The organism is Roseburia sp. AM23-20 (assembly GCF_003470905.1).
GTDB classification, from domain to species: domain Bacteria; phylum Bacillota; class Clostridia; order Lachnospirales; family Lachnospiraceae; genus Roseburia; species Roseburia rectibacter.
Genome location: NZ_QRHS01000028.1, coordinates 1 through 20638, shown reverse-complemented (window position 1 = coordinate 20638; position 20638 = coordinate 1). Strand labels below are relative to the sequence as shown.

The 20638-nt window shown below is 39.0% G+C and carries 21 protein-coding genes; 19 read left to right on the top strand and 2 right to left on the bottom strand.

The window, feature by feature from the left end; genetic code table 11:
- Positions 1-32 precede the first annotated feature (32 nt).
- On the top strand, positions 33-1400 hold the full coding sequence (locus tag DW650_RS16650; RefSeq protein ID WP_117922116.1) for a metallophosphoesterase: 1368 nt from the start codon (positions 33-35) through the stop codon (positions 1398-1400).
- Between the two features lie 39 nt (positions 1401-1439).
- On the opposite strand, the gene DW650_RS16645 is transcribed toward DW650_RS16650, so the two are convergent.
- Positions 1440-2339 (bottom strand): DegV family protein, encoded by a 900-nt coding sequence (locus DW650_RS16645; RefSeq protein WP_117922117.1) that lies wholly within the window; start codon positions 2337-2339, stop codon positions 1440-1442.
- Positions 2340-2520: 181 nt separating this feature from the next.
- Between DW650_RS16645 and DW650_RS16640 the strand changes: the two genes are divergently transcribed.
- From DW650_RS16640 to DW650_RS16605, 8 genes are all read left to right on the top strand, one after another.
- Entirely contained in the window at positions 2521-2916 is a 396-nt protein-coding gene (locus tag DW650_RS16640; protein WP_118210571.1) for a hypothetical protein, read from the top strand.
- A 146-nt stretch (positions 2917-3062) separates the two neighbouring features.
- Entirely contained in the window at positions 3063-3440 is a 378-nt protein-coding gene (locus DW650_RS16635) for a hypothetical protein (protein ID WP_055039029.1), read from the top strand.
- A 151-nt stretch (positions 3441-3591) separates the two neighbouring features.
- Positions 3592-4035, top strand: a complete 444-nt coding sequence (locus DW650_RS16630; protein ID WP_118210570.1) for a GNAT family N-acetyltransferase — start codon at positions 3592-3594, stop codon at positions 4033-4035.
- 31 nt (positions 4036-4066) lie between these two features.
- The gene (locus DW650_RS16625; RefSeq protein WP_118210569.1) at positions 4067-4936 is read left to right on the top strand and encodes an SPL family radical SAM protein; all 870 of its coding nucleotides are present in this window, start codon (positions 4067-4069) and stop codon (positions 4934-4936) included.
- A 67-nt stretch (positions 4937-5003) separates the two neighbouring features.
- Positions 5004-5693, top strand: coding sequence for a response regulator transcription factor (locus tag DW650_RS16620; RefSeq protein ID WP_005427500.1), 690 nt, complete (start codon positions 5004-5006; stop codon positions 5691-5693).
- The gene (locus DW650_RS16615) at positions 5669-6934 is read left to right on the top strand and encodes a sensor histidine kinase (protein WP_118210568.1); all 1266 of its coding nucleotides are present in this window, start codon (positions 5669-5671) and stop codon (positions 6932-6934) included. Before DW650_RS16620 ends, DW650_RS16615 begins: the two co-directional genes overlap by 25 nt.
- Before the next feature lie 172 nt (positions 6935-7106).
- Complete coding sequence (locus DW650_RS16610; protein ID WP_118210567.1) at positions 7107-7781, top strand: ABC transporter ATP-binding protein; 675 nt, start codon at positions 7107-7109, stop codon at positions 7779-7781.
- Positions 7778-10222 carry an ABC transporter permease gene (locus DW650_RS16605; RefSeq protein ID WP_118210566.1) on the top strand — a complete coding sequence of 815 codons (2445 nt, stop codon included), beginning with the start codon at positions 7778-7780 and terminating at the stop codon, positions 10220-10222. The genes DW650_RS16610 and DW650_RS16605 overlap by 4 nt, the downstream gene beginning before the upstream one ends.
- A gap of 159 nt (positions 10223-10381) precedes the next feature.
- Here the strand turns inward: DW650_RS16605 and DW650_RS16600 are convergent, their stop codons facing one another.
- Positions 10382-10618 (bottom strand): DUF6061 family protein, encoded by a 237-nt coding sequence (locus DW650_RS16600; RefSeq protein WP_117824044.1) that lies wholly within the window; start codon positions 10616-10618, stop codon positions 10382-10384.
- Positions 10619-10923: 305 nt separating this feature from the next.
- On the opposite strand from DW650_RS16600, the gene DW650_RS16595 reads away from it, so the two are divergent.
- The 10 genes from DW650_RS16595 (at position 10924) to DW650_RS16550 (ending at position 20474) form a co-directional block, all read left to right on the top strand.
- The gene (locus tag DW650_RS16595; RefSeq protein ID WP_117922125.1) at positions 10924-11505 is read left to right on the top strand and encodes a methyltransferase family protein; all 582 of its coding nucleotides are present in this window, start codon (positions 10924-10926) and stop codon (positions 11503-11505) included.
- 307 nt (positions 11506-11812) lie between these two features.
- Positions 11813-13006 carry an ATP-binding protein gene (locus DW650_RS16590; RefSeq protein ID WP_117922126.1) on the top strand — a complete coding sequence of 398 codons (1194 nt, stop codon included), beginning with the start codon at positions 11813-11815 and terminating at the stop codon, positions 13004-13006.
- 319 nt (positions 13007-13325) lie between these two features.
- The gene (locus DW650_RS16585; RefSeq protein WP_117922127.1) at positions 13326-14030 is read left to right on the top strand and encodes a response regulator transcription factor; all 705 of its coding nucleotides are present in this window, start codon (positions 13326-13328) and stop codon (positions 14028-14030) included.
- Positions 13999-16350 (top strand): sensor histidine kinase, encoded by a 2352-nt coding sequence (locus DW650_RS16580; RefSeq protein ID WP_118210565.1) that lies wholly within the window; start codon positions 13999-14001, stop codon positions 16348-16350. The genes DW650_RS16585 and DW650_RS16580 overlap by 32 nt, the downstream gene beginning before the upstream one ends.
- A gap of 269 nt (positions 16351-16619) precedes the next feature.
- Positions 16620-16832, top strand: a complete 213-nt coding sequence (locus tag DW650_RS16575) for a FeoA family protein (protein ID WP_117922129.1) — start codon at positions 16620-16622, stop codon at positions 16830-16832.
- A gap of 53 nt (positions 16833-16885) precedes the next feature.
- Positions 16886-17107: a FeoA family protein gene (locus DW650_RS16570; RefSeq protein ID WP_117922130.1), complete on the top strand. Its 222-nt coding sequence runs from the start codon at positions 16886-16888 to the stop codon at positions 17105-17107.
- 133 nt (positions 17108-17240) lie between these two features.
- The gene (gene feoB, locus DW650_RS16565; RefSeq protein WP_118210564.1) at positions 17241-19433 is read left to right on the top strand and encodes a ferrous iron transport protein B; all 2193 of its coding nucleotides are present in this window, start codon (positions 17241-17243) and stop codon (positions 19431-19433) included.
- 133 nt (positions 19434-19566) lie between these two features.
- Positions 19567-19704 carry a FeoB-associated Cys-rich membrane protein gene (locus DW650_RS16560; protein WP_118210563.1) on the top strand — a complete coding sequence of 46 codons (138 nt, stop codon included), beginning with the start codon at positions 19567-19569 and terminating at the stop codon, positions 19702-19704.
- Between the two features lie 14 nt (positions 19705-19718).
- Complete coding sequence (locus DW650_RS16555) at positions 19719-20201, top strand: Fur family transcriptional regulator (RefSeq protein WP_118210562.1); 483 nt, start codon at positions 19719-19721, stop codon at positions 20199-20201.
- Between the two features lie 18 nt (positions 20202-20219).
- On the top strand, positions 20220-20474 hold the full coding sequence (locus tag DW650_RS16550) for a heavy-metal-associated domain-containing protein (protein ID WP_117922134.1): 255 nt from the start codon (positions 20220-20222) through the stop codon (positions 20472-20474).
- The last annotated feature ends 164 nt before the right edge of the window (positions 20475-20638 follow it).

The following is a 20638-nucleotide window of genomic DNA, read 5'->3' as shown; positions in this document are numbered from 1 at the left end:
AGACCAAAGCATGAAAGGAACGATATTTTGGGATGAAAATTGGAGTGATTGCAGATGTCCACAGTAACCAGATTGCATTTCGGGCATGTGTGGACTACATGATAAAGGCGGGGTGTGAGGAATTTCTGCTTCTGGGAGATTTTGTTTCGGATACTGCCGGTGCAAAAAAGACGATGGAGATTCTCTATGAACTGATGGAGCAGTTTCCCTGTCATGTTCTGCGGGGAAACCGGGAAGAATATATGACAGAACAGCGTAAAGTCAGGGAACAGGAAGAAAAAGAAAAATACTGGATCGCAAATTCTGCCAGTGGTAATCTTTTATATACTTATGAACAGCTTACCCCAAAAGATCTGGACTTTTTTGAAAATCTTCCTATTACGTTCCGTTATGAAAAGGAAGGGTATCCTGCGATCATCTGCTGTCATGGTTCCCCTGTCAATACAAGGGAATTACTTCAGCTTGACAGTGAGCGGACAAAAGAAGTTTTAGATGAAATCAATACAGATTATCTGCTTGCAGCACATACGCATTATCCGGGAATGATGAGATATCATGGGAAAACCTATATGAATACCGGTTCCTGTGGAATTGCGATCGGTGATCCGGGATATGCACATGCTGTGATCTTAGAGTCATGGGAAAATGAATGGAAACCGGAATTTTTGCGTATTCCATATGATATCAACCAGGTGATACAGGATATTTTTGAATCAGGACTTTATGATATGGCACCGTGGTTTTTGAATAATAATCTCCATATTTTCCTGACAGGAACGGATCTGACACCGGAACTGGTAAATCTGGCTACAAAATTGCAGAAAGAAAATGAGGCAGAAGAAAAGGTCTGGCCGCATATCGAAGAAAAATATTTTGCGAAGGCGGCAGATGCCTTGAAAATTCCGGATTATACATTTTTGCGATATATCCGCCCGGCTGTAATAGAAGATACGGAAAAGCTGTTAGAATTATATCATTCGATGATCGGCGGAGCGGCAGGCTGGAATGAATATTATCCGGGAATTGATACGATAGAATCAGATCTTTCGAGGAATGCACTTTTTGTGATGGAAAATGAAAAGGGGAAACTGATAGCTTCCATTTCCATAGATGCAGACGAAGCCGTAGACAGTTTAAAATGCTGGGATGAGGCGCTGCTTCCGGGAGCGGAACTGGCGAGACTCTGTATCAGAAAAGAATACCAGAATAAAAAAATGGCGAGAATGATGATGGCATATGCCATGAATGTCCTGCGGAAACAGGGAAAGAAATCTGTTCACATACTGGTACGAAAAGGGCATGAGGTGGCAATGCGTTCTTATGCGCATCTTGGATATGAGAAAGTGGGAGAGTGCAGTCTCTATGATATGCAGTTTATCTGCATGGAGAGGGCATTGTAGAAAAAAGGGCAGGCGAAATTGCCTGCCCATATAAAAATTTTAGTCTGCACCTAATTCTCTGTCTTTTGCCATAAAGAACAATGCAATGGTATCAGGTCCTACATGGCTTCCGGTACAGAAATCATAAGAAGTATTGATAAAATCGCGGACGGCAACTTTTTCCTGAATTTTATTCATGACATAGAGGGAGTCTTCGTAAGCGTCGGCATGTGCGATACCGATGATCTGTTTTTCCGGTTCTGTGATATTGTCACAGACGAGAGAGACGAGCTCGTTTAATGCAGCCTTTCTTCCACGGCATTTTTTATACTGGACAATAAAACCGTCCTTGTTTCCACGTAGGATCGGTTTGATATTTAAAAGATTACCGACAAGGGCGGTTGCTCCGCTTAAACGTCCGGTTTTTGAAAGATATTTTAAGTCTCCGACGGTAAATACACCGTTCATCTTTGCAGGGTACGTTTCTAAGATATCTGCTACTTCATCAATCTCCATACCTTTATCACGCATTTCACTTGCGTAGATCGCTAAAATTCCCTGTGCTAAAGAAGCATTGAGTGAATCGATCAGACGGATTTTTCTGCCGTTTACCGGATCACGCATCAGATCCTCCGCGGCAAGTCTTGCGGAGTTGAAATTTCCGCTGATATTTTTGCTAAGCGAGAAATACAGCACATCTTCGTTATTTTCCATGGCACTGCGGAATGCATCTTCAAATATGGCAGTGCTGATCAGACCGGTCTTTACATCTGCACCTTGGCGTACGGCATCGTAATATTCATGACCTTTCTGACGTTCCTCTTCCGGGGATAATTCCGGATCAAAACAGGTGACTTCTTTTCCATTTACAAAGTTGATAAAAGAAAGAACTTTGATCTTATATTTTTTTACAAGTTCTGCGGGAATATTTGCCGCAGAGTCAACGATAATCTGAAACATGATGATCTCCAATCCTATTAAATAGTTATAGTGTACAGTGTAAGCGGTTTTGAAAACTATGTCAAGTGGTTTTGGGACGTTTTCCTCTTTATTTTATAAAAGAGAATAATAGTATCATTGACGCTGACCATGTGGTATACTGCATTTAAGTAAATCGTAATTTGAAAGTGAGATGTATTTTATGAAAAAGAAGATTATATTAACAATAGCATTTGTTATTAGTTTATTACCAATGTTATTAAACCAATATGGTGGAATGAAAGGTGTACAAGAGATTAGAGGTTTAATTAGCTTGTATAATCCAATAGGCATTATATCTGTGTTATTTTTTATTATAGGTGTATGGATTCCATTTAAAAATAAAAAAATCAATAAAATTTTTGGTGGATTAGGAGTAGTAGGAATTGTAATTTCTGAAATATACAATTTCTTTACTTGGCACATAATGAATATAACAGGGAAAATGAGTATTCATAATAGTATCGAATTTGCTTTTCCAGAGTTTTATGTTGGATTGGTAATATCTTTAATTATGATAGCTGTTTATTTCTGCATTGATAAAATCGTAAAAGAATAACAACTTCCCGTTTATTGGGAAGTCACAGAGAACGAAAAATCGGAATTTGTCGGGAAGTTGCAGAGAGCGTAAAATCGGAATATTGCTGCTATCAATATTTGAAAAATTGTGCTGATTTAACAGAAGTTTTTATAGGAGACACGAATGTGATAACAGAAATAATTTTTTCGGATTATTATAGAACATTTTTATTGTGTATATTATCTATTGGGGTTGTTTTTTTTATGCGAAATGCAAGTATAAGAAAAAAAGTACTTGCATTAGCAGGATACGAATTTATTGTATTTTTACTTTTTCTTTGGATATTTATTGTATGCATAATTTTTACTGAATTTGATTATGAATCAATAATAGCTATTGTGCAATGGGAATTAAAGTGGATACTTTATTTTACAATAAGTATAATATTGCAGTTTGCAATGTACTATTTTTTCTGGAAAAAAAGTAAAATATTAAAGATAGTGACTTTACTATTTAGTCTTATTATTGTTATTGTCCCATTGCATGTATTTGATTTTACTTGAAATAACAAAATAAAAAAATGAAATCCGACAAATGCAAACTATAAAACAAATAGAGCAAACATAATCAGTTTATTTATATGCGTAATATTGTACAGACTTATGTGTATTGTATGAAAGAACGATAAAATTCCAATTTGATGGAGTAATGGATATGAAAATACGAGAAGTGAATGAGAATAAAAAGCAGTTTATATCCTTATTGCTATTAGCTGATGAGCAGGAAAATATGATTGATCGCTATCTTGAAAAAGGTACTATGTATGCACTTGAAGATGGTAATGTAAAAGCTGAATGTGTTGTCACCGATGAAGGTAACGGAATACTTGAAATCAAGAATATCGCAGTCGATCCGGAAAATCAGGGAAAGGGCTATGGCAAAGCACTAATTGATTTTCTTGCCAGTAAATATGCAGATGCATATTCTGTTTTGCAAGTTGGAACAGGTGACAGTCCATTGACGATACCATTTTATGAAAAATGTGGATTTGCCCGTTCTCACAAGATTCCCAATTTCTTTACTGACAATTATGACCACCCAATTTATGAGAGCGGTGTACAGTTAATAGATATGGTATATTTGCAAAGATATATATAACTTCCAATTGTAGAATTAGGGGAGAGTACATATGCATTTTGTAGAAGCAAAGGGAATTCTTTCAAGTAATAATGGAATGAATATATACAGAGGCTGTACGCATGGCTGCATTTATTGCGACAGCAGGAGTAACTGCTATGGATTTACACATGAATTTGAGGATATAGAGGTAAAAGCAAATGCTCCACAGCTTCTTGAAAAGGCATTAAAATCCAAACGCAAAAAATGTATGATAGGAACCGGTGCTATGTGCGATCCTTATCTTCAAGCAGAAGAAAAATTAAAACTGACCAGAAGATGTTTGGAGCTGATTGACAAATATGAATATGGTGTTGCAATTCAGACAAAATCTACCAGAATATTGCGGGATATGGATATTTTAAAATCAATCAACGCGAAGGCAAAAGCTGTTGTACAGATGACAATGACTACTTATGACGAAACACTCTGCAGGATTTTAGAGCCGAATGTTTCTACAACCCATGAGAGATTTGAAGCACTTATGCAATTTAAAAAGGCAGGGATTCCAACTGTCGTGTGGCTGACACCTATATTACCTTTTATAAATGATACAAAGGAAAACATCAATGGTATTCTTGATTACTGTATGGAAGCTGGCGTAAAAGGAATCATATGCTTCAACATGGGAGTTACATTAAGGGATGGAGACAGGGAATATTTTTATCAGGCATTGGACAGATATTTTCCAGGGCTTAAGAAAAAATACATCTATATATATGGAAATGCATATGACCTGGCAAGCCCTGATAACGAGAAACTTATGGATATGTTCAGAAAAAGATGTGCCGAAAATGGAATTATCTATGATCCAAATGAGTGCTTTTGGTATCTTCATGAGTTACCGGATAAATATGTTCAGATGTCTTTGAATTTGACATAATAACAGCCAGAGGTGGGAGTCATCTCCCAGCTGATATATATAGTTAATAAAGAGAGGTGCATATGCTATGCCAGGTATACTCGTGGTTGAAGATGATGAAAATTTAAATCGTGGAATTACATTCTCACTGAAAAAATCCGGATATGAGGTTTTTTCAGCAGAATCAATGAAAAAAGCGAAAAGAATTGCAAGTGATAATAATGTGGATGTTACCATTTGTGATGTGAATCTTCCGGATGGGAATGGACTGGAATTTGTAAGGTGGATGAGATGCAATTATAATACATACATTATTTGTCTTACAGCACTAGATCAGGAGATGGATCAGGTCATGGGATATGAAGCAGGGGCAGATGATTATATTACAAAGCCGTTTAGTCTTTCGGTACTTCTTTTGAAAATAGAAGCACATTTCCGCCGCAGACAGGAGAAAACGGAAGCCGGAAAGATGATTTCGGGAGATATCGTATTTATCGCAGGAGAAATGAAAGTCCTGATAAAGAGTCGTGAAATCAGTCTGACAAAAACGGAGTTGAAAATGCTGACTTTTTTTCTTCAGAATCCGAAACAGATTCTTTCAAAAACACAAATATTGGAAAATGTGTTTGATCTGGAAGGGGATTTTGTGGATGAAAATACAATCGCTGTCAATATCAGAAGACTCCGTGAGAAAATCGAAGACAATCCGGCTGCACCGGTCTATATAAAGAATATCAGAGGTCTTGGGTATATATGGAATCAGGAGGTAAGGCAGTGACAAAGAGATATCGCAAGAAGATTACAGTAGTGCTCTCCTTGGTATTACCTGTCATATTATTGTTTGCAATATTAAATTGCTTTACCACGTATGTGTTTTATGAAGATTATAAATATAAAATGAATCTTATGACAGAAATTGCAGCAAAGGAAAAATTTTCCGGGCTGGATGCTGTTTCGGAATTGCTTAAGGATAAGGATATTGAAACCAACGAACAGGGAAGGCGATTATTGGAGCAATATGGATACTGGGGAAATAAAGGGAATGTGTTTTATTCGCAATTCCGGCATCAGGTTATGGTGACCGGTGCTGTAAGCACTGTGATATGCGTGCTTCTTTTGATTATTTTATTTTATTGGAAGAAGACAGAAGATGCGTGTCATCAGAAAATTTTAGACCAGTTAGAAGAAATTCTGATCAGATTCCGTGAAAATAAATTTGATGATTTACTGAAAACGGAAAATCACGCTGAACTGGAAAAATTGAATGACCAGCTTGAAGCAATCGGACATCATATTCAGTTGCTAAAGGAAGAAGCACGGGAAGAAAAAGAGAGCACGAAAGAAATGGTTTCTGATATCTCTCACCAGTTAAAGACACCGGTTGCAGCTTTGGATACATGTTTTAGTGTGTTGATGCAGAATGACTTAAGTGCCACAGAACAGGAGGAGTTTCGTATTCGTTGTCGGAGTGCTCTGGATGGACTGGAGACATTATTGCAGTCGCTTCTTGAAATATCCAAGATGGAAACCGGACTGATTCAGATTAATAAGAAAAAACTTCCGCTTATGGATACTGTCATATCTGCTGTGAACCGTACTTATCCAAAAGCGGATGGGAAAGAAATTGAATTCGTTTTTGACTATGCAAAAGAGCTGGAAACATGCATGGTTGTGCAGGATAAAAGGTGGCTTGGTGAAGCTTTTATCAACGTTCTGGATAATGCGGTCAAGTACAGTCCGGGTGGTTCAAAAATATTTATCCGGTTACAAAAAAGAAACGATCTTGTAAGAATGGAAATTGAGGATCAGGGAATCGGTATTCCGCAGAATGAGTATCACAAAATTTTTCAACGATTTTACAGAGGAGGTTCCAGGGAGGTCAGGGAAGAGAGTGGCACGGGAATCGGACTTTTTCTATCGAGAGAAATTATCGAAAAACACGGAGGTATGATCACGGTAATCTCCGGCAAAAAGAAAAAAGGAAGCACGTTTGTGATTCAATTACCATATGTTGGTTAAATTTTAATTGGGCAGAAATCTTACAATTCTGTAAGATTTCTGCCCAATTTTTGAAAGTGAAATGAAAGATTATATTGCTACAATCAGCATGTAGGTTGAAAAATGATATATAAACAGGCAAAGAAAGTGTGCTGAAAAGGTAAACTTTACAGAATTAAAAAGGAGGCAACACATGAGTGTGATATTAGAAACCAGGCAGCTTTGTAAGTTTTATGGCACAGGTGAGAATCAGGTCAAAGCGGTCAACCAGGTGGACATTCAGATTGAGCAGGGAGAATTTGTCGCAATTGTTGGAAAGTCAGGTTCCGGTAAAAGTACATTACTTCATATGCTTGGAGGGCTTGATACCCCGACAAAAGGCAGAGTTACTTTAGCAGGGAAAGATTTATACAGGATGAAAGAAGATGCTCTTGCTGTTTTCCGCAGAAGAAAAATCGGATTTGTTTTTCAGGCATTTAATCTGGTTTCATCTGTTAATGTCTGGGAAAATATTGTACTGCCACTGGGGCTGGATGGAAGAAAAGTGGATGAAGCGTATGTAAATGATATTATTGCAACTCTGGGGATTGAAAACCGGATTTATAATCTGCCAAATCAGTTATCCGGAGGACAGCAGCAGAGAGTAGCAATTGCAAGAGCACTGGTGAATCGTCCGGAAATTATATTTGCAGATGAGCCGACAGGAAATCTTGATTCTAAGACCAGTGATGAGGTAATCGCTCTGCTTAAGATGACAGCAAAAAAATATGGACAGACAATTGTAATGATTACCCATGATGACGAAATTGCACAGGTCGCTGACCGTATTCTGGTGATTGAGGACGGACAGGTGGTGGATTTCAGATGAAGACAATAAGCAGGATTGCATATAGCAATGACAAAAGGAACAGGACAAGAAGTATACTGATCATGATGGCAATCTGTCTGACCACGATGCTGCTTGTTATCATCAGTACTGTGGGAAATGGGGTAATTCATTTACAGAAAAGTCAGGCGGCAGGATCATATGGAAGCAATTATGGTCTGTTTGTTTCCGCAGACGGATCGCAGTTAAAAGAAGTAAACCGCCGTGCGGAAATAGATGCTACAGGCACTATGCGCACCGAAGGTATCATAAAAGGCAATGAAAAAGGTGGTTTTGTCTGCATGGATGAGACTGCAAGAAAAATGCTTCCCTATAATAAGGAATATGAGTTAAAGGAAGGAAAGTATCCGGAAAAAATGCAGGAAATTGCCGCAGGAAGAGCATTTTTTCGTGCAATAGGGTATGGTGATGTAAAGATCGGAGATACGGTTACACTGGATTACCGCGCAGGGATGCAGTCAGAATATAAGCCGGAAGAATTTGTTGTCAGCGGAATCCTATATGATCGGGATGAGTATACCATCGAGGCATCTTATGTTGCATTCGGGTCACAGGAGTTTTATGATGAGCACGTCGCAGAGAATGACAGACAGTATAATATTTATTTTACTTTAAATGATTCTGCAAATGTATCTATGAATAATATTGATTCGGTTATAAAGCAGATTGCAGCATCTTGTGGGATCGAAGAAAAAAACGTTATAGTCAATGATCTCTATTTGCAATGGGTCTTGCAGCCGAGTTATGAAACGATTGCAGTATGCGGGGTTTTGATTCTTGCAATTGTACTTTTCTCTGTTGTGGTCATTTATAATATTTTTCAGGTCGGTATTGCCAACAAGATACAGGAGTATGGAAAAATTAAGGCTCTGGGAGCGACAAAAAAGCAGATGAAACAACTGATCTTCAGAGAGGGCATTTTTTTGACATTTTTTTCAATACCGGTTGGATTGCTTCTGGGCTTTCTGATTGCAAAATGCGGTTTTAACTGGCTGGTAGAACAGGGAAACCTTGTATCAACCCAAACTGGCTCTATGGGAGTTCAAAATCAGCAGGTGCCTCTGTTTTCCCTGCCTGTTATGCTTCTCTGTATTTTCGTATCATTTCTTACCGTTGCTTTGTCACTGCGTAAACCAATGAAAATTGTTTCACGGATTTCACCTATCGAAGCAACACGGTATTTAGAAAATGCAGAAACACACAAAAAAGGAAAACGAAATGGCAGAAAAAATGTCACCGTGTTTTCTATGGCAATGGCAAATGTGACGGGTAATCCAAAAAGAACCATTGGTACCATCCTCACAATGGGGCTTTCCTGCACATTGTTTGTGATTATCTCTAATTATGTGGGAAATATTGACACGGAGCATGAAGCACGTCTTTCCGTTAATCATGGACAATTCGAACTGCAGCTTGACTATTCTGCTGAGTATGATGAAAGATATCCGGAGAATAATCTGGATACGATTCTGACGGACAATCCATTGAATGATTCGCTGATTGAAGAAATCAAAAGCATTCCGGGAGTGACAGATGTCATGACGAGAGAGATTGTCTCTGTAAATCTGAACGGAACGAGATTTCCGGGTGCTATTGTGAGTAAAAAGGATTTTGATTTTATGCGCCAGGACGGGGATATTGGCTCTATGGACTATGATCAGGCGGTAAAGAATGGTGAAATTTTCTTTGGTTGGTCGATGTGGATGGAACAAGATGGATATGCTCCGGGAGAATCCATTGCATTTGACTTTGAGAATGGAAGTGGAACCTATACCTATCAGGGAAAGATTGCAGGCTCCTTTGTAAGTGCGGACACTTATCTTGTCATTCCGGAAGGTGTATACCGTTCCATGAATCCGAGGGGAACAGCCTGTGGATATCTGTGGGTGGACTGTGATAAAAAAGATATGGCATCTGTGGAACAGAGTCTGAATACTTTGATTTCTAATACTTCGCATATAAAAATGGATACCTATCATGCACAGTTACAATATGCAGAATTAGCAGCCCGCATGATGAAGCTCGGCTGTTATCTGTTTATAGCGGTTGTAGGACTCATCGGTTTTATGAATATGGCAAACACCATGATCATGAATATTACGACAAAAAAGCAGGAATATGGTGTATTACAGGCTGTGGGTATGACAAATAAACAATTAAATTTATGTCTGCAGTTACAGGGACTGATTTTTACGGTTGGCACCATATGTGTAGCACTTGTCGTTGGTCTGCCACTTGGCTACGTGCTCTTTGCCTATGCAAAGCATAATGGGATATTTGGAATGAATGTCTATCATGTTCCAATTACACCAATTCTTGCTATGATTTTGCTGGTCAGCCTTTTGCAGATTGTGCTTTCCTGCGTTTTAAGCAGTAATTTGAAAAAGGAAACGCTGGTAGAAAGAATAAGGTATCAGGGATAGCAAGTATTGCTGGGATATCCTCAGTATCATAACAGGAATTAAAAGCACTTGGTTTCAAAAAGTTTTGTACTTTTGACAAAATGCAACCGATTTTTCATCAATTATAATAAATTTGATTAAGCAGCCTGTGTGTAATGAAGCATACAGGCTGCTTGCATTTTATAACTCTAATGAATCTTCTGTATCTACCCACATCTGTAAATTGCCCTCAAGATATAATCTCGCATATTCAAGTGGTTCATCGACTGCAAGTGAAGTCAATGCACAGTCTGATCCGGGTGTGGTTTTTAAATCCTTTTCGGCTTCCCAGCAGTCAATGCGAAGCATATAGCCAACATTTGTATAAATGTCAATGCTGTTTCGTTGTGGATTGTATTCTGCAAATATTGTTCTCATCGTATCCCATCTCCTTATCATTTAATCAATCATTAGTAGCAAAAATTAAGAAGCATTTCAATCAGTCCACCATGTCACTTTTATTTTATGTTATACTGTTTTATATAATTTTTTTGCCATTGTATTTGCCCTTATCAGAGTTCATAAACACTGATGGAACGATATAACACAAGGGAAAAAATAAGGGAAAGCTCACCTGCAACAAATCCAGTGTTTTCAAGGGTTTGCGGAGAATTTAATAACAAAATATAACAGTTAAATCTCTTAAAACAGGTGAAATCTCAATCGGAGGTTGAAGGTACACGATGATAATAAAAATTGTTACAATTTCACTGATGGCAGTGTTCTACATCTGCTATTTTGCAAAGCTGATTAGTCAGAAAAAGCAAGGCATAAAGACAGACCAATTAGGGAAAGGAAAAGAGGGTTTTGTCAAATTTATAGAAGTAGCTCTTAAAATAATCACATATTTGCTTCCTGTAATACAGATTATCAGTATTGTGTTTTATTCGGGAACAGCATATATTGTGTTGCAATTTACAGGAGTTGTAATAACAATGTTCGGTGTACTTGCTTTTATTGTTTCTGTTACACAGATGAAGGAAAATTGGAGAGCAGGTGTGCAAAAAGAAGAAAAGACCAATTTGGTAACAACAGGCATCTATTCTATTAGCAGAAATCCTGCATTTTTGGGTTTTGATTTAATGTATATAGGAATATTGTTTTCGTTCTTTAATTGGTTTCTTTGCTTTGCCACAGGTTTTGCAGTGGTATTTTTTCATTTACAGGTAGTCAATGTAGAGGAAGATTTTTTGATAGAAGCATTCGGAAATGAGTACCTGCAATACAAATCAAAAGTATGCCGATATTTAGGAAGAAAAAGATAACTTCCTGTGGAGATTGTAAAGTTACTTGATAAATAAAAATTCATCTTACAAATTGGTTATAAAAGATAAGTAGGAAGCCATGTAATATGCCAATGTTAACCTAATGACATTGTGCAATATGCTGGCTTCTTTTTTTAGATAGTACTGTAGATTGGTTTTTGTGGGTGCTTATTACCGAAAAATGAATATTTTTTTAAAAGTGGGAATAGAATAATGACAGAAGACACAGATTGTGTTAATATGTGTCTGAAAATCATATTACCGAAAAATGAAAAAAATTCTAAAAGCGGGAATAGGAGATGGCACCATGCAGCTTATAGTGAGAAAAAAGTATTTAGATGAACTGATTGAATTGTATGGAACACCAGATATAAAAGTTATCACGGGTATCAGACGAAGCGGCAAATCAGTATTGTTGCAAGAGTTCGTTACATACTTGCAGTCATTGGAGAAACCCATAAATATTGTAATGATAAATCTTCAGGAATTAGAGTTTGATTATTTGTTAGAATATCACGCATTGCATAAGTACATCTTGGATCAGCACAAAGAGGGCATGGCTAATGTTTTATTGATTGATGAGGTTCAGTTGTGTCCTCAGTTTGAGCTTGCAATCAATAGTATTTACGCAAAAGGAATCTATGATATTTACATTACCGGTTCAAATGCATTTTTGCTGAGTTCAGATTTAGCAACACTTTTTACTGGAAGAACGATGGAAATAAAGGTATATCCATTTTCTTTCGTGGAATATCTAACTTATTATAAAATTACAGATGGATATGATGATGCATTTGATCAGTATGTCCGAACTGGTGGCATGCCGGGGGCTTATGTATATAAGACTGAGGATAGACAGTATGACTATGTTAGAGATGTGTATTCAACTATTCTTATCAGAGACTTGGTGGAAAAGTATAAGATAAGAAATAAATCAGAGTTTACCAATATATCAGAATTTATGATGGATAATATCGGTAACTTACTTTCTCCAAATAATATCAGCAAAACCTTAAAGATTGATCAAAGTGAGATAAGCAGAAAGACGGTATCGAAGTATATTGGTTACTTGGAAAATGCTTTTCTGTTCTATGAAGCAAAACGGTATGATTTAAAGGGAAAAAAATACTTAGCGAACAATAGTAAGTATTATCTTTGCGATTCATCATTCCGTTATGCAGTCAATGGTACACGAAACATGGATTTTGGAAGAGTTTATGAGAATATTGTTTATCTGGAGTTACGCAGAAGAGGATATGAGGTATATGTTGGAAAACTCTATAAAAAAGAAGTGGATTTTGTGGCTAAGAAACGTGAGGCTCAAATATATATTCAGGTAAGCGATAATATTTCAGATGAAAAAACATTTGAAAGAGAATATTCGCCTTTGCTTGCAATAAGAGATGCATATCCTAAGATGATAATTGCAAGAACACATCACGAAACTTATGATTACAAAGGAGTGCGAGTGGTTGATATCTGTAGATGGTTACGAGAATAGTATTGTGAAGAAAATGTTGTTCCAACAGATGAGGAATTTTCACGGCCTGCGGAAGCTCATTATAGAAAAATCGACTTGAGTGATGGTATAATTGATAACTTTAAATTTGGCGGGATGAGGCAAAGAAATTAAAATCGTTGTTGGAATGGAGTATATTACTATGGAAATAAAAAAAGCGGAAATCAAAATGAATAGCAAAAAGGGAGAAAAATAATAAGAACGGTGGAAAATTGTAAGAAATCTGTAAGAAATATCCCACTTTTTTTGTAAGAAGCCCCGGATAAGATAGACACAGGCTTTAAGGAGGAGTAAATACAGCATGAGTGAATGTATATTAGTCGTGGATGACGACCGCGAGATCGTAAGGGCAATCGCAATACTTTTGGAAAAGGAGGGATATCAGGTATTAAAAGCGTATGATGGCATGCAGGCATTAGAGCTCATAGCGGAGCAGAAGGTACATCTGGTGATCATGGATGTCATGATGCCAAAACTCGACGGATTATCTGCGGTATTGAAAATACGCGAGCGAAAAAACATTCCGATCATTGTGCTCAGTGCAAAGAGTGAGGACACAGACAAAGTCTTAGGACTGTCCATGGGAGCGGATGATTATGTGGCAAAACCTTACAATCCACAGGAGTTAGCAGCGCGTGTGAAAAGTCATCTCCGCAGGTATACAAGTCTTGGGGATATTCATAAAGCAGATGATGATGGATGTATCACGAATGGCAGACTGGAGTTCCATACGAATGAGCGAGTGCTTTATGTGGACAAAGAGCCGGTCAGACTGACTGCGACGGAGACAAAGATCATGGAGCTTTTGATGAAACATCCGGGACGCGTTTTCCCGGCGGAGGAAATTTACGAGCGTGTCTGGAATGAGCAGGGGTATGCATGCGAAAATACGGTCATGGTCCATATCAGGCGCATCCGTGAAAAAATTGAACTCAATCCAAAAGAGCCGGAATACTTAAAGGTGGTGTGGGGAATTGGCTATAAAATCGAAAAAATGGAAAAATAGGATTGTATTTTTAGTGTTCTTTATCGGAATCAGTATGCTGATGGCAGGAATCGGCAGATTTGCATATGAGAGCTATTATATCGGTGTGGATGAGGTCTGTGCGGAACTGAAAGAAAAGGACTATCAGGAGTCTAAAGAATTTAGAAACACCGTGCTGAACAGATTTTATACGTTTCTTGATGTGGCGACAGGAAACTATCATGGGGACAGCGGATATAGCGGCAGTGCTGTGACTGAGGAAAATATTGACGATTATCTGTCATCGGGAGGAAATTTTTTTGATAGGCTGTTTGGAACAAATAACAGAATTTCGGAGTATGTAGTGGACACGGCTGCGACGTCGGACATTTATGAAAACCCGGATGCAGCAGAGACTGCGGGCACAGATGAGAACTCTTCCACGACGTATGAGGAGGTGTCAGACACGGAACATATTTATATGGCGTCTGACGACAGTACCGGTTATCAGGAAAAAGGCGAAGAAGAATATTTTGCGGACGTTAATAAGGATCATAATTTTTTCTATGAGATCTGCTATGACGGAAAAATAATGTATTCAAATATGCCTGATGATGTAACAGATGCTACATCATCAGATGGCGCATCCTCTGATGGGAAAAACAACACGGCTGCTTTGTTAAAAAATCTTCCGGAGGGGTATAATTATGCATTTCATTTTGATGGGAAAAAAGTGACGATCGAAAAAGACGGAGTGGAGCAGGATGTCTATGGAGATGGCATTTACCGCGAGGGAGAGGACTGGTATGTACCGGGTTTTCAAAACCTGATGGGAAAAAAATCCTGGGAGAAAGCGGATATCCGGATCATCATAGCAAAAGATCCGGTGCAGTATATGGGAGAAGATGATGCCGGAAATTCCTGGATCTGTAATTCTTTTTACGATCTTAACATACGGTGGACGCAGCAGCATAAACGCTATATACAGGCAATTTATTTTATCATTGCAGGCATTCTTTGTCTGTGTGCCAGCAGATTTTTCAAAGATGCAAAGAAACAGGAAGATAGCGTGATCGCCGCCCTGAGTGCGAAAATCTGGTTTGAATGGAAAATCTTAGCTACGATTCTGGTGCTGCTTCTTGTCTTGAGGATACAGTATGATTTTCCGGGTCTGGTGGAACTGCCGGTGATTTTTTGGCTCTGTTATTTCTGGATCAATGATGCAAAATATAATAAAAAAATCTGGCAAAATGGATTTTTCGGAAAACTGCTCGCACAGGCAGAGACAAAAAATATGTCCCTGCCATTTGCAAAACGGCTGGTAAGGGCTCTGTATGGGATCATTGGAATTACGGTATTTGGGCTGGCGGTAACTTGTGTGATGCTTGTTTTACTGCTGATCGTAAATTACAGACTGGCAAATTTTATTTACTGGCTGTTACTGCTGACCGGGTTTGCAGGGGTATTTTGTATCCTGCTTGGTATGGAATATTTCTATCAGAAAAGAAACCGGAATTTGGCAAGATCTTTAGAACAGCTTTCAAAACGGATTACAGAGATCAGCAGTGGACATTATGAACCGGCGGATATGGTGAAAGCACAAGACAGTGATATCCGCGCCATGGAAGAAACGTTAGAGCAGATCGGACAGGGCATGGAAACTGCGATAGAGGAGCGTATCAAGAGCGAGCGCATGAAAGTGGAACTGGTGGCAAATGTATCCCACGATATTAAAACACCGCTGACCTCCATTATCAGTTATATTGAGCTGTTAAAACAGGAGGAAAATCTGTCACCGGAGATTCAGGATTATATCCGGATTCTGGAAGAAAAATCGGAGCGGCTGAAAAATATGGTGCAGGATGTATTTTCTGTCAGCAAAGCGGCATCCGGACAGCTTGCGGTCGAGATGGAAAAAATTGATTTTGGAAAGCTTCTGCGACAGACACTTGCAGATATGGACGGTGAGATTCAAAAGAGCCCGTACAAATTCAAAATTGATATACCTAAGGAGGCGGTCATGGTATATGCTGACGGAGACCGGATGTACCGGGTATTCCAGAATCTGATCGGTAATGCACTCAAATATTCGCTGGAGGGTTCACGGATCTATATTTCATTAAAAACAGAGAAAAATGCTGCAGTTGCAGATATTCGCAATACATCGCGCAATGAATTAAAACAGGATGTGGATTTTACCGCACGTTTTACAAGAGGGGATGAGAGCCGTACTGATGGCGGAAGCGGGCTGGGACTTTCGATTGCGAAAAGTTTTACGGAGGCCTGCGGAGGAATATTTGAAGTGGAAACGATGGCGGATCTTTTTACAGTAAAGGTCAGTTTTGAGTTGAGACAGCAATAATTTGTCAAATAAGAATAGAAAACGGATTGTGGGAGAAAAATCTGTTGTTGTCTATAATGGCACATAAAATGGAAAAATATTCCATAATGTTGTGCAATTTGATGATAATAGTGTATAAAGTACTTCCTGCAATCCGTTTTTTTACATGAAACGGAAATAAATGAGAAAAAATATCAATAATGTTATTGACATCTAATGAACGTTAGCATATACTAACCAACGTAAGAAATGAAAATCATTATCAATACAGTAGGAGAAAAGAGGAAGAAATGATGCCGCTTACTATGTTAAACACAGGAGAACCGAGTATTATTAAAAAAGTCGGTGGAAAAGAAGAAACCAGAAGATTTTTAGAGAATCTTGGATTTGTTCCAGGCGGAGAAGTGACAGTCGTATCAGAGATCGACGGGAATATGATCGTCAACATCAAGGATTCAAGAGTTGCGATCGGAAAAGATATGGCGAATAAAATTATGGTATAAAACTGTTGCAACAGCACAGTTTCATGATACAAAAATGAAAAAGGAGCAGAACGATGAAGACGTTGAAAGAAGTAGCCTGCGGCAGTACCGTAAAGGTCAAGAAACTGACTGGCGAGGGTCCGGTCAAAAGAAGAATCATGGACATGGGCATCACGAAGGGTGTTGATATTTTTGTAAGAAAAGTAGCACCGCTTGGCGATCCGATCGAAGTAACTGTAAGAGGATATGAGTTATCTTTAAGAAAAGCAGATGCTGAGATGATCGAGGTAGAGTAAATTTTTTTGCCCTGATGTTAGCAAGTGCTAACAAAAGGAAGAAAAAACAAACACATGACAGCACAATCAAACATAAGACAGCACAAACAAACACAAGCAAGTTGTAGCAAACTAAAATAAAAGGAGAAAAGTTATGGCAGTAAAAATTGCACTCGCAGGTAACCCGAACTGCGGAAAAACAACTTTATTTAATGCTTTGACTGGTTCCAACCAATTCGTGGGTAACTGGCCTGGAGTAACAGTAGAAAAAAAAGAAGGTAAATTAAAAGGACATAAGGATGTTGTTATCATGGATTTACCGGGTATCTATTCCTTATCTCCGTACACACTTGAGGAAGTCGTTGCACGTAATTACCTGATCAGCGACAGACCGGATGCTATCTTAAATATCGTAGATGGTACCAATATCGAGCGTAACCTGTACCTGTCCACACAGCTTATGGAACTTGGCATTCCGGTTATCATGGCAGTCAACATGATGGATCTTGTTGAAAAGAATGGTGATAAGATACATATTGACAAGTTAAGCAAAAAACTTGGATGTGAGGTTGTTGAGATCTCTGCATTAAAAGGAACCGGTATCCAAAAAGCTGCTGAGAAAGCAGTAGCACTTGCACAGCAGAAGAAAAATATGGTTCCGGTACATGAATTTTCCAAAGATGCTGAAGAAGTGATTGCAGAAGTTGAAAACAAGCTGACAGGCGTCGTTGCAGAAGATCAGAAACGTTTCTTTGCGATCAAGTTATTAGAGAAAGATGACAAGATCAAAGAGCAGATGAAATCTGTTCCGGATGTATCAAACGAGATCAAAGAAATGGAAGATAAATTTGATGATGATACAGAAAGTATTATTACAAATGAGCGTTATGTATACATTTCATCTATCATCGGCGAATGTATCACAAAGAGCAGCAAAGAAAAACTTACAACGTCCGATAAGATCGACCGTATCGTAACAAACCGCTGGCTTGCAATCCCAATCTTTGCAGTTGTCATGTTTTTGGTATATTATGTATCTGTAACGACGGTTGGTGCTATTTTAACAGACTGGACAAATGATACACTCTTTGGTGAATGGATCATCCCGGGAGCAAAGAGCTTATTTGAAAATATCGGATGCGCTGACTGGCTGACAGGTCTGATCGTAGATGGTGTGATCTCCGGTGTTGGTGCAGTACTTGGTTTCGTACCACAGATGCTTGTACTGTTTTTGTTCCTTGCATTCCTAGAGTCCTGCGGTTACATGGCACGTGTCGCATTCATCATGGACCGTGTGTTCCGTAAATTCGGACTTTCCGGAAAATCATTCATTCCGATGCTGATCGGTAGTGGATGTGGTGTTCCTGGTGTCATGGCTTCAAGAACGATCGAAAATGACCGTGACCGTAAAATGACGATCATGACAACAACGTTCATCCCTTGTGGAGCAAAACTTCCGATCATCGCATTGATCGCAGGTGCTTTCTTCAACAACGCCGGATGGGTTGCATGGAGTGCTTATTTCGTAGGTGTGGCAGCAATCGTCTGCTCCGGTATTATTTTAAAGAAAACAAAAATGTTCGCTGGCGATCCGGCACCATTTGTTATGGAGCTTCCGGCATATCACTGGCCAACAGTTGGAAACGTATTAAGAAGTATGTGGGAGCGTGGCTGGTCTTTCATCAAAAAAGCCGGTACAATTATCACATTATCAACAATCATCTTATGGTTCTTAATGAACTTTGGATGGACGGACGCTGGCTTTGGAATGTTAAGTTTTGATGGTCTGGAAGGTGCAACACTTGAGGCTGCACAGGCAGAATGTATTCTTGCAAAAGTTGGTTCCGCAATCGCATGGATTTTTGCACCTCTTGGATGGACACAGAGTGGTAACGGCTGGAAGATGTCAGTTGCAGCAGTCAGCGGTCTGATTGCAAAAGAAAACGTCGTAGCAACATTTGGTATGTTATTTGGTTTTGCAGAAGTTGCAGAAGATGGTGCCGAGTTCTGGGGTAATCTTGCAGCTGTTATGACTCCGGTAGCTGCATATGGCTATCTGGTATTCAACCTCTTATGTGCACCTTGCTTCGCTGCAATGGGAGCAATCAAGAGAGAGATGAATAATGCAAAATGGTTCTGGTTTGCAATCGGATATCAGTGCGGTCTCGCATACGTAGTATCCTTATGTATCTATCAGATCGGTACATTGATCACAACAGGTACGTTCGGCATTGGAACAGTTGTTGCATTCATACTAATTGCTTGTCTGTTATATCTGTTATTCAGACCTTATAAAGAGAGCGATACATTAAAAGTAAATGTAAAAGGCATGGCAGGCGCAAGATAAGCACTGCTTTTGGGAGGCTGTCATGTGTTGACATGGCAGCCATATTTATAACAGGGAGGAAAACAAGGAGGAAAATCCTCTGCTCCTGCAGTGGCAGTCGCATTTTCCTTCGGAAAACAAGGAGGATTATCTTATGGGAACAATTGTAACGGGAGTGGTCGTTGTAGTGATCGTAGGTCTTATTATCCGCAGCATGGTTCGCGATAAGAAAAACGGGAAATCTCTTCAGTGCGGAGGAGATTGCAGTCAGTGCGGAGGGCACTGTCATTAATACAGGAGGAGACCATGACAGCAGGAGTAAACAGTCAGAAAAAGAAAAATCATGAAACGGCGAATTACCATAGAACCCAGATGCAGAAAGAAATTGTCATTCAAAGATTGAGAGAACAGGGTTGTCGTATTACCAAACAGCGTCTGATGCTGCTTGACGTGATTCTCAATGAAGATTGTTCATGCTGCAAGGAAATTTATTACAGAGCAGCAGAAGTTGATCCGGGAATCGGCGCGGCAACTGTTTATCGCATGGTCAATTTATTAGAAGAAATCGGGGCTATCAGCAGAAAAAATATGTATCGGATCGCATGCGGGGCGGTATGTGACAGAGAAAAGGCATGTACGATCGAACTTGATGATGATACTGTAAAAGAATTATCCGCAAAAAGCTGGAATGCAGTCGTACTTGCAGGTTTAAAAGCATGTGGTTATGTCGACAAACAGGGAATCAAAAGCGTTGTAGTGCAGTCCTGCGACTGTGAAGAAGCAGGCTGATAAGAAATGGAGAAATTTATGTTAAAGATTACCGTGGACGTAGACGGAATGCAGTGCGGCATGTGCGAAAATCATGTAAATGAAGCAGTTCGCGGGGCATTTCCGGTCAAAAAAGTATCTTCCTCTCATGGCAAAAAGCAGACCGTGATCATCACGGAACAGGATATCGATGAGCAGGAATTGAAGGCTGTCATTGACGGAACAGGGTATGAGTCAGGGGCAGTCAAAAAAGAGCCATATGAGAAAAAAGGGTTGTTTGGATTTTTGAAATAAACAGCTATTGCATAGAAAAAAAGTAACGGTTTAAAATGGTTACGCGAAAAGCAGGAATTCCAGAAGTGGGATTCCTGTTTTTTATAGGCTGATGACATTTCCGATAAATGCTGGTTTGTTTATGAAATAAATCATCTCCCCAAATGGTGTATCGTAGGCTTGTG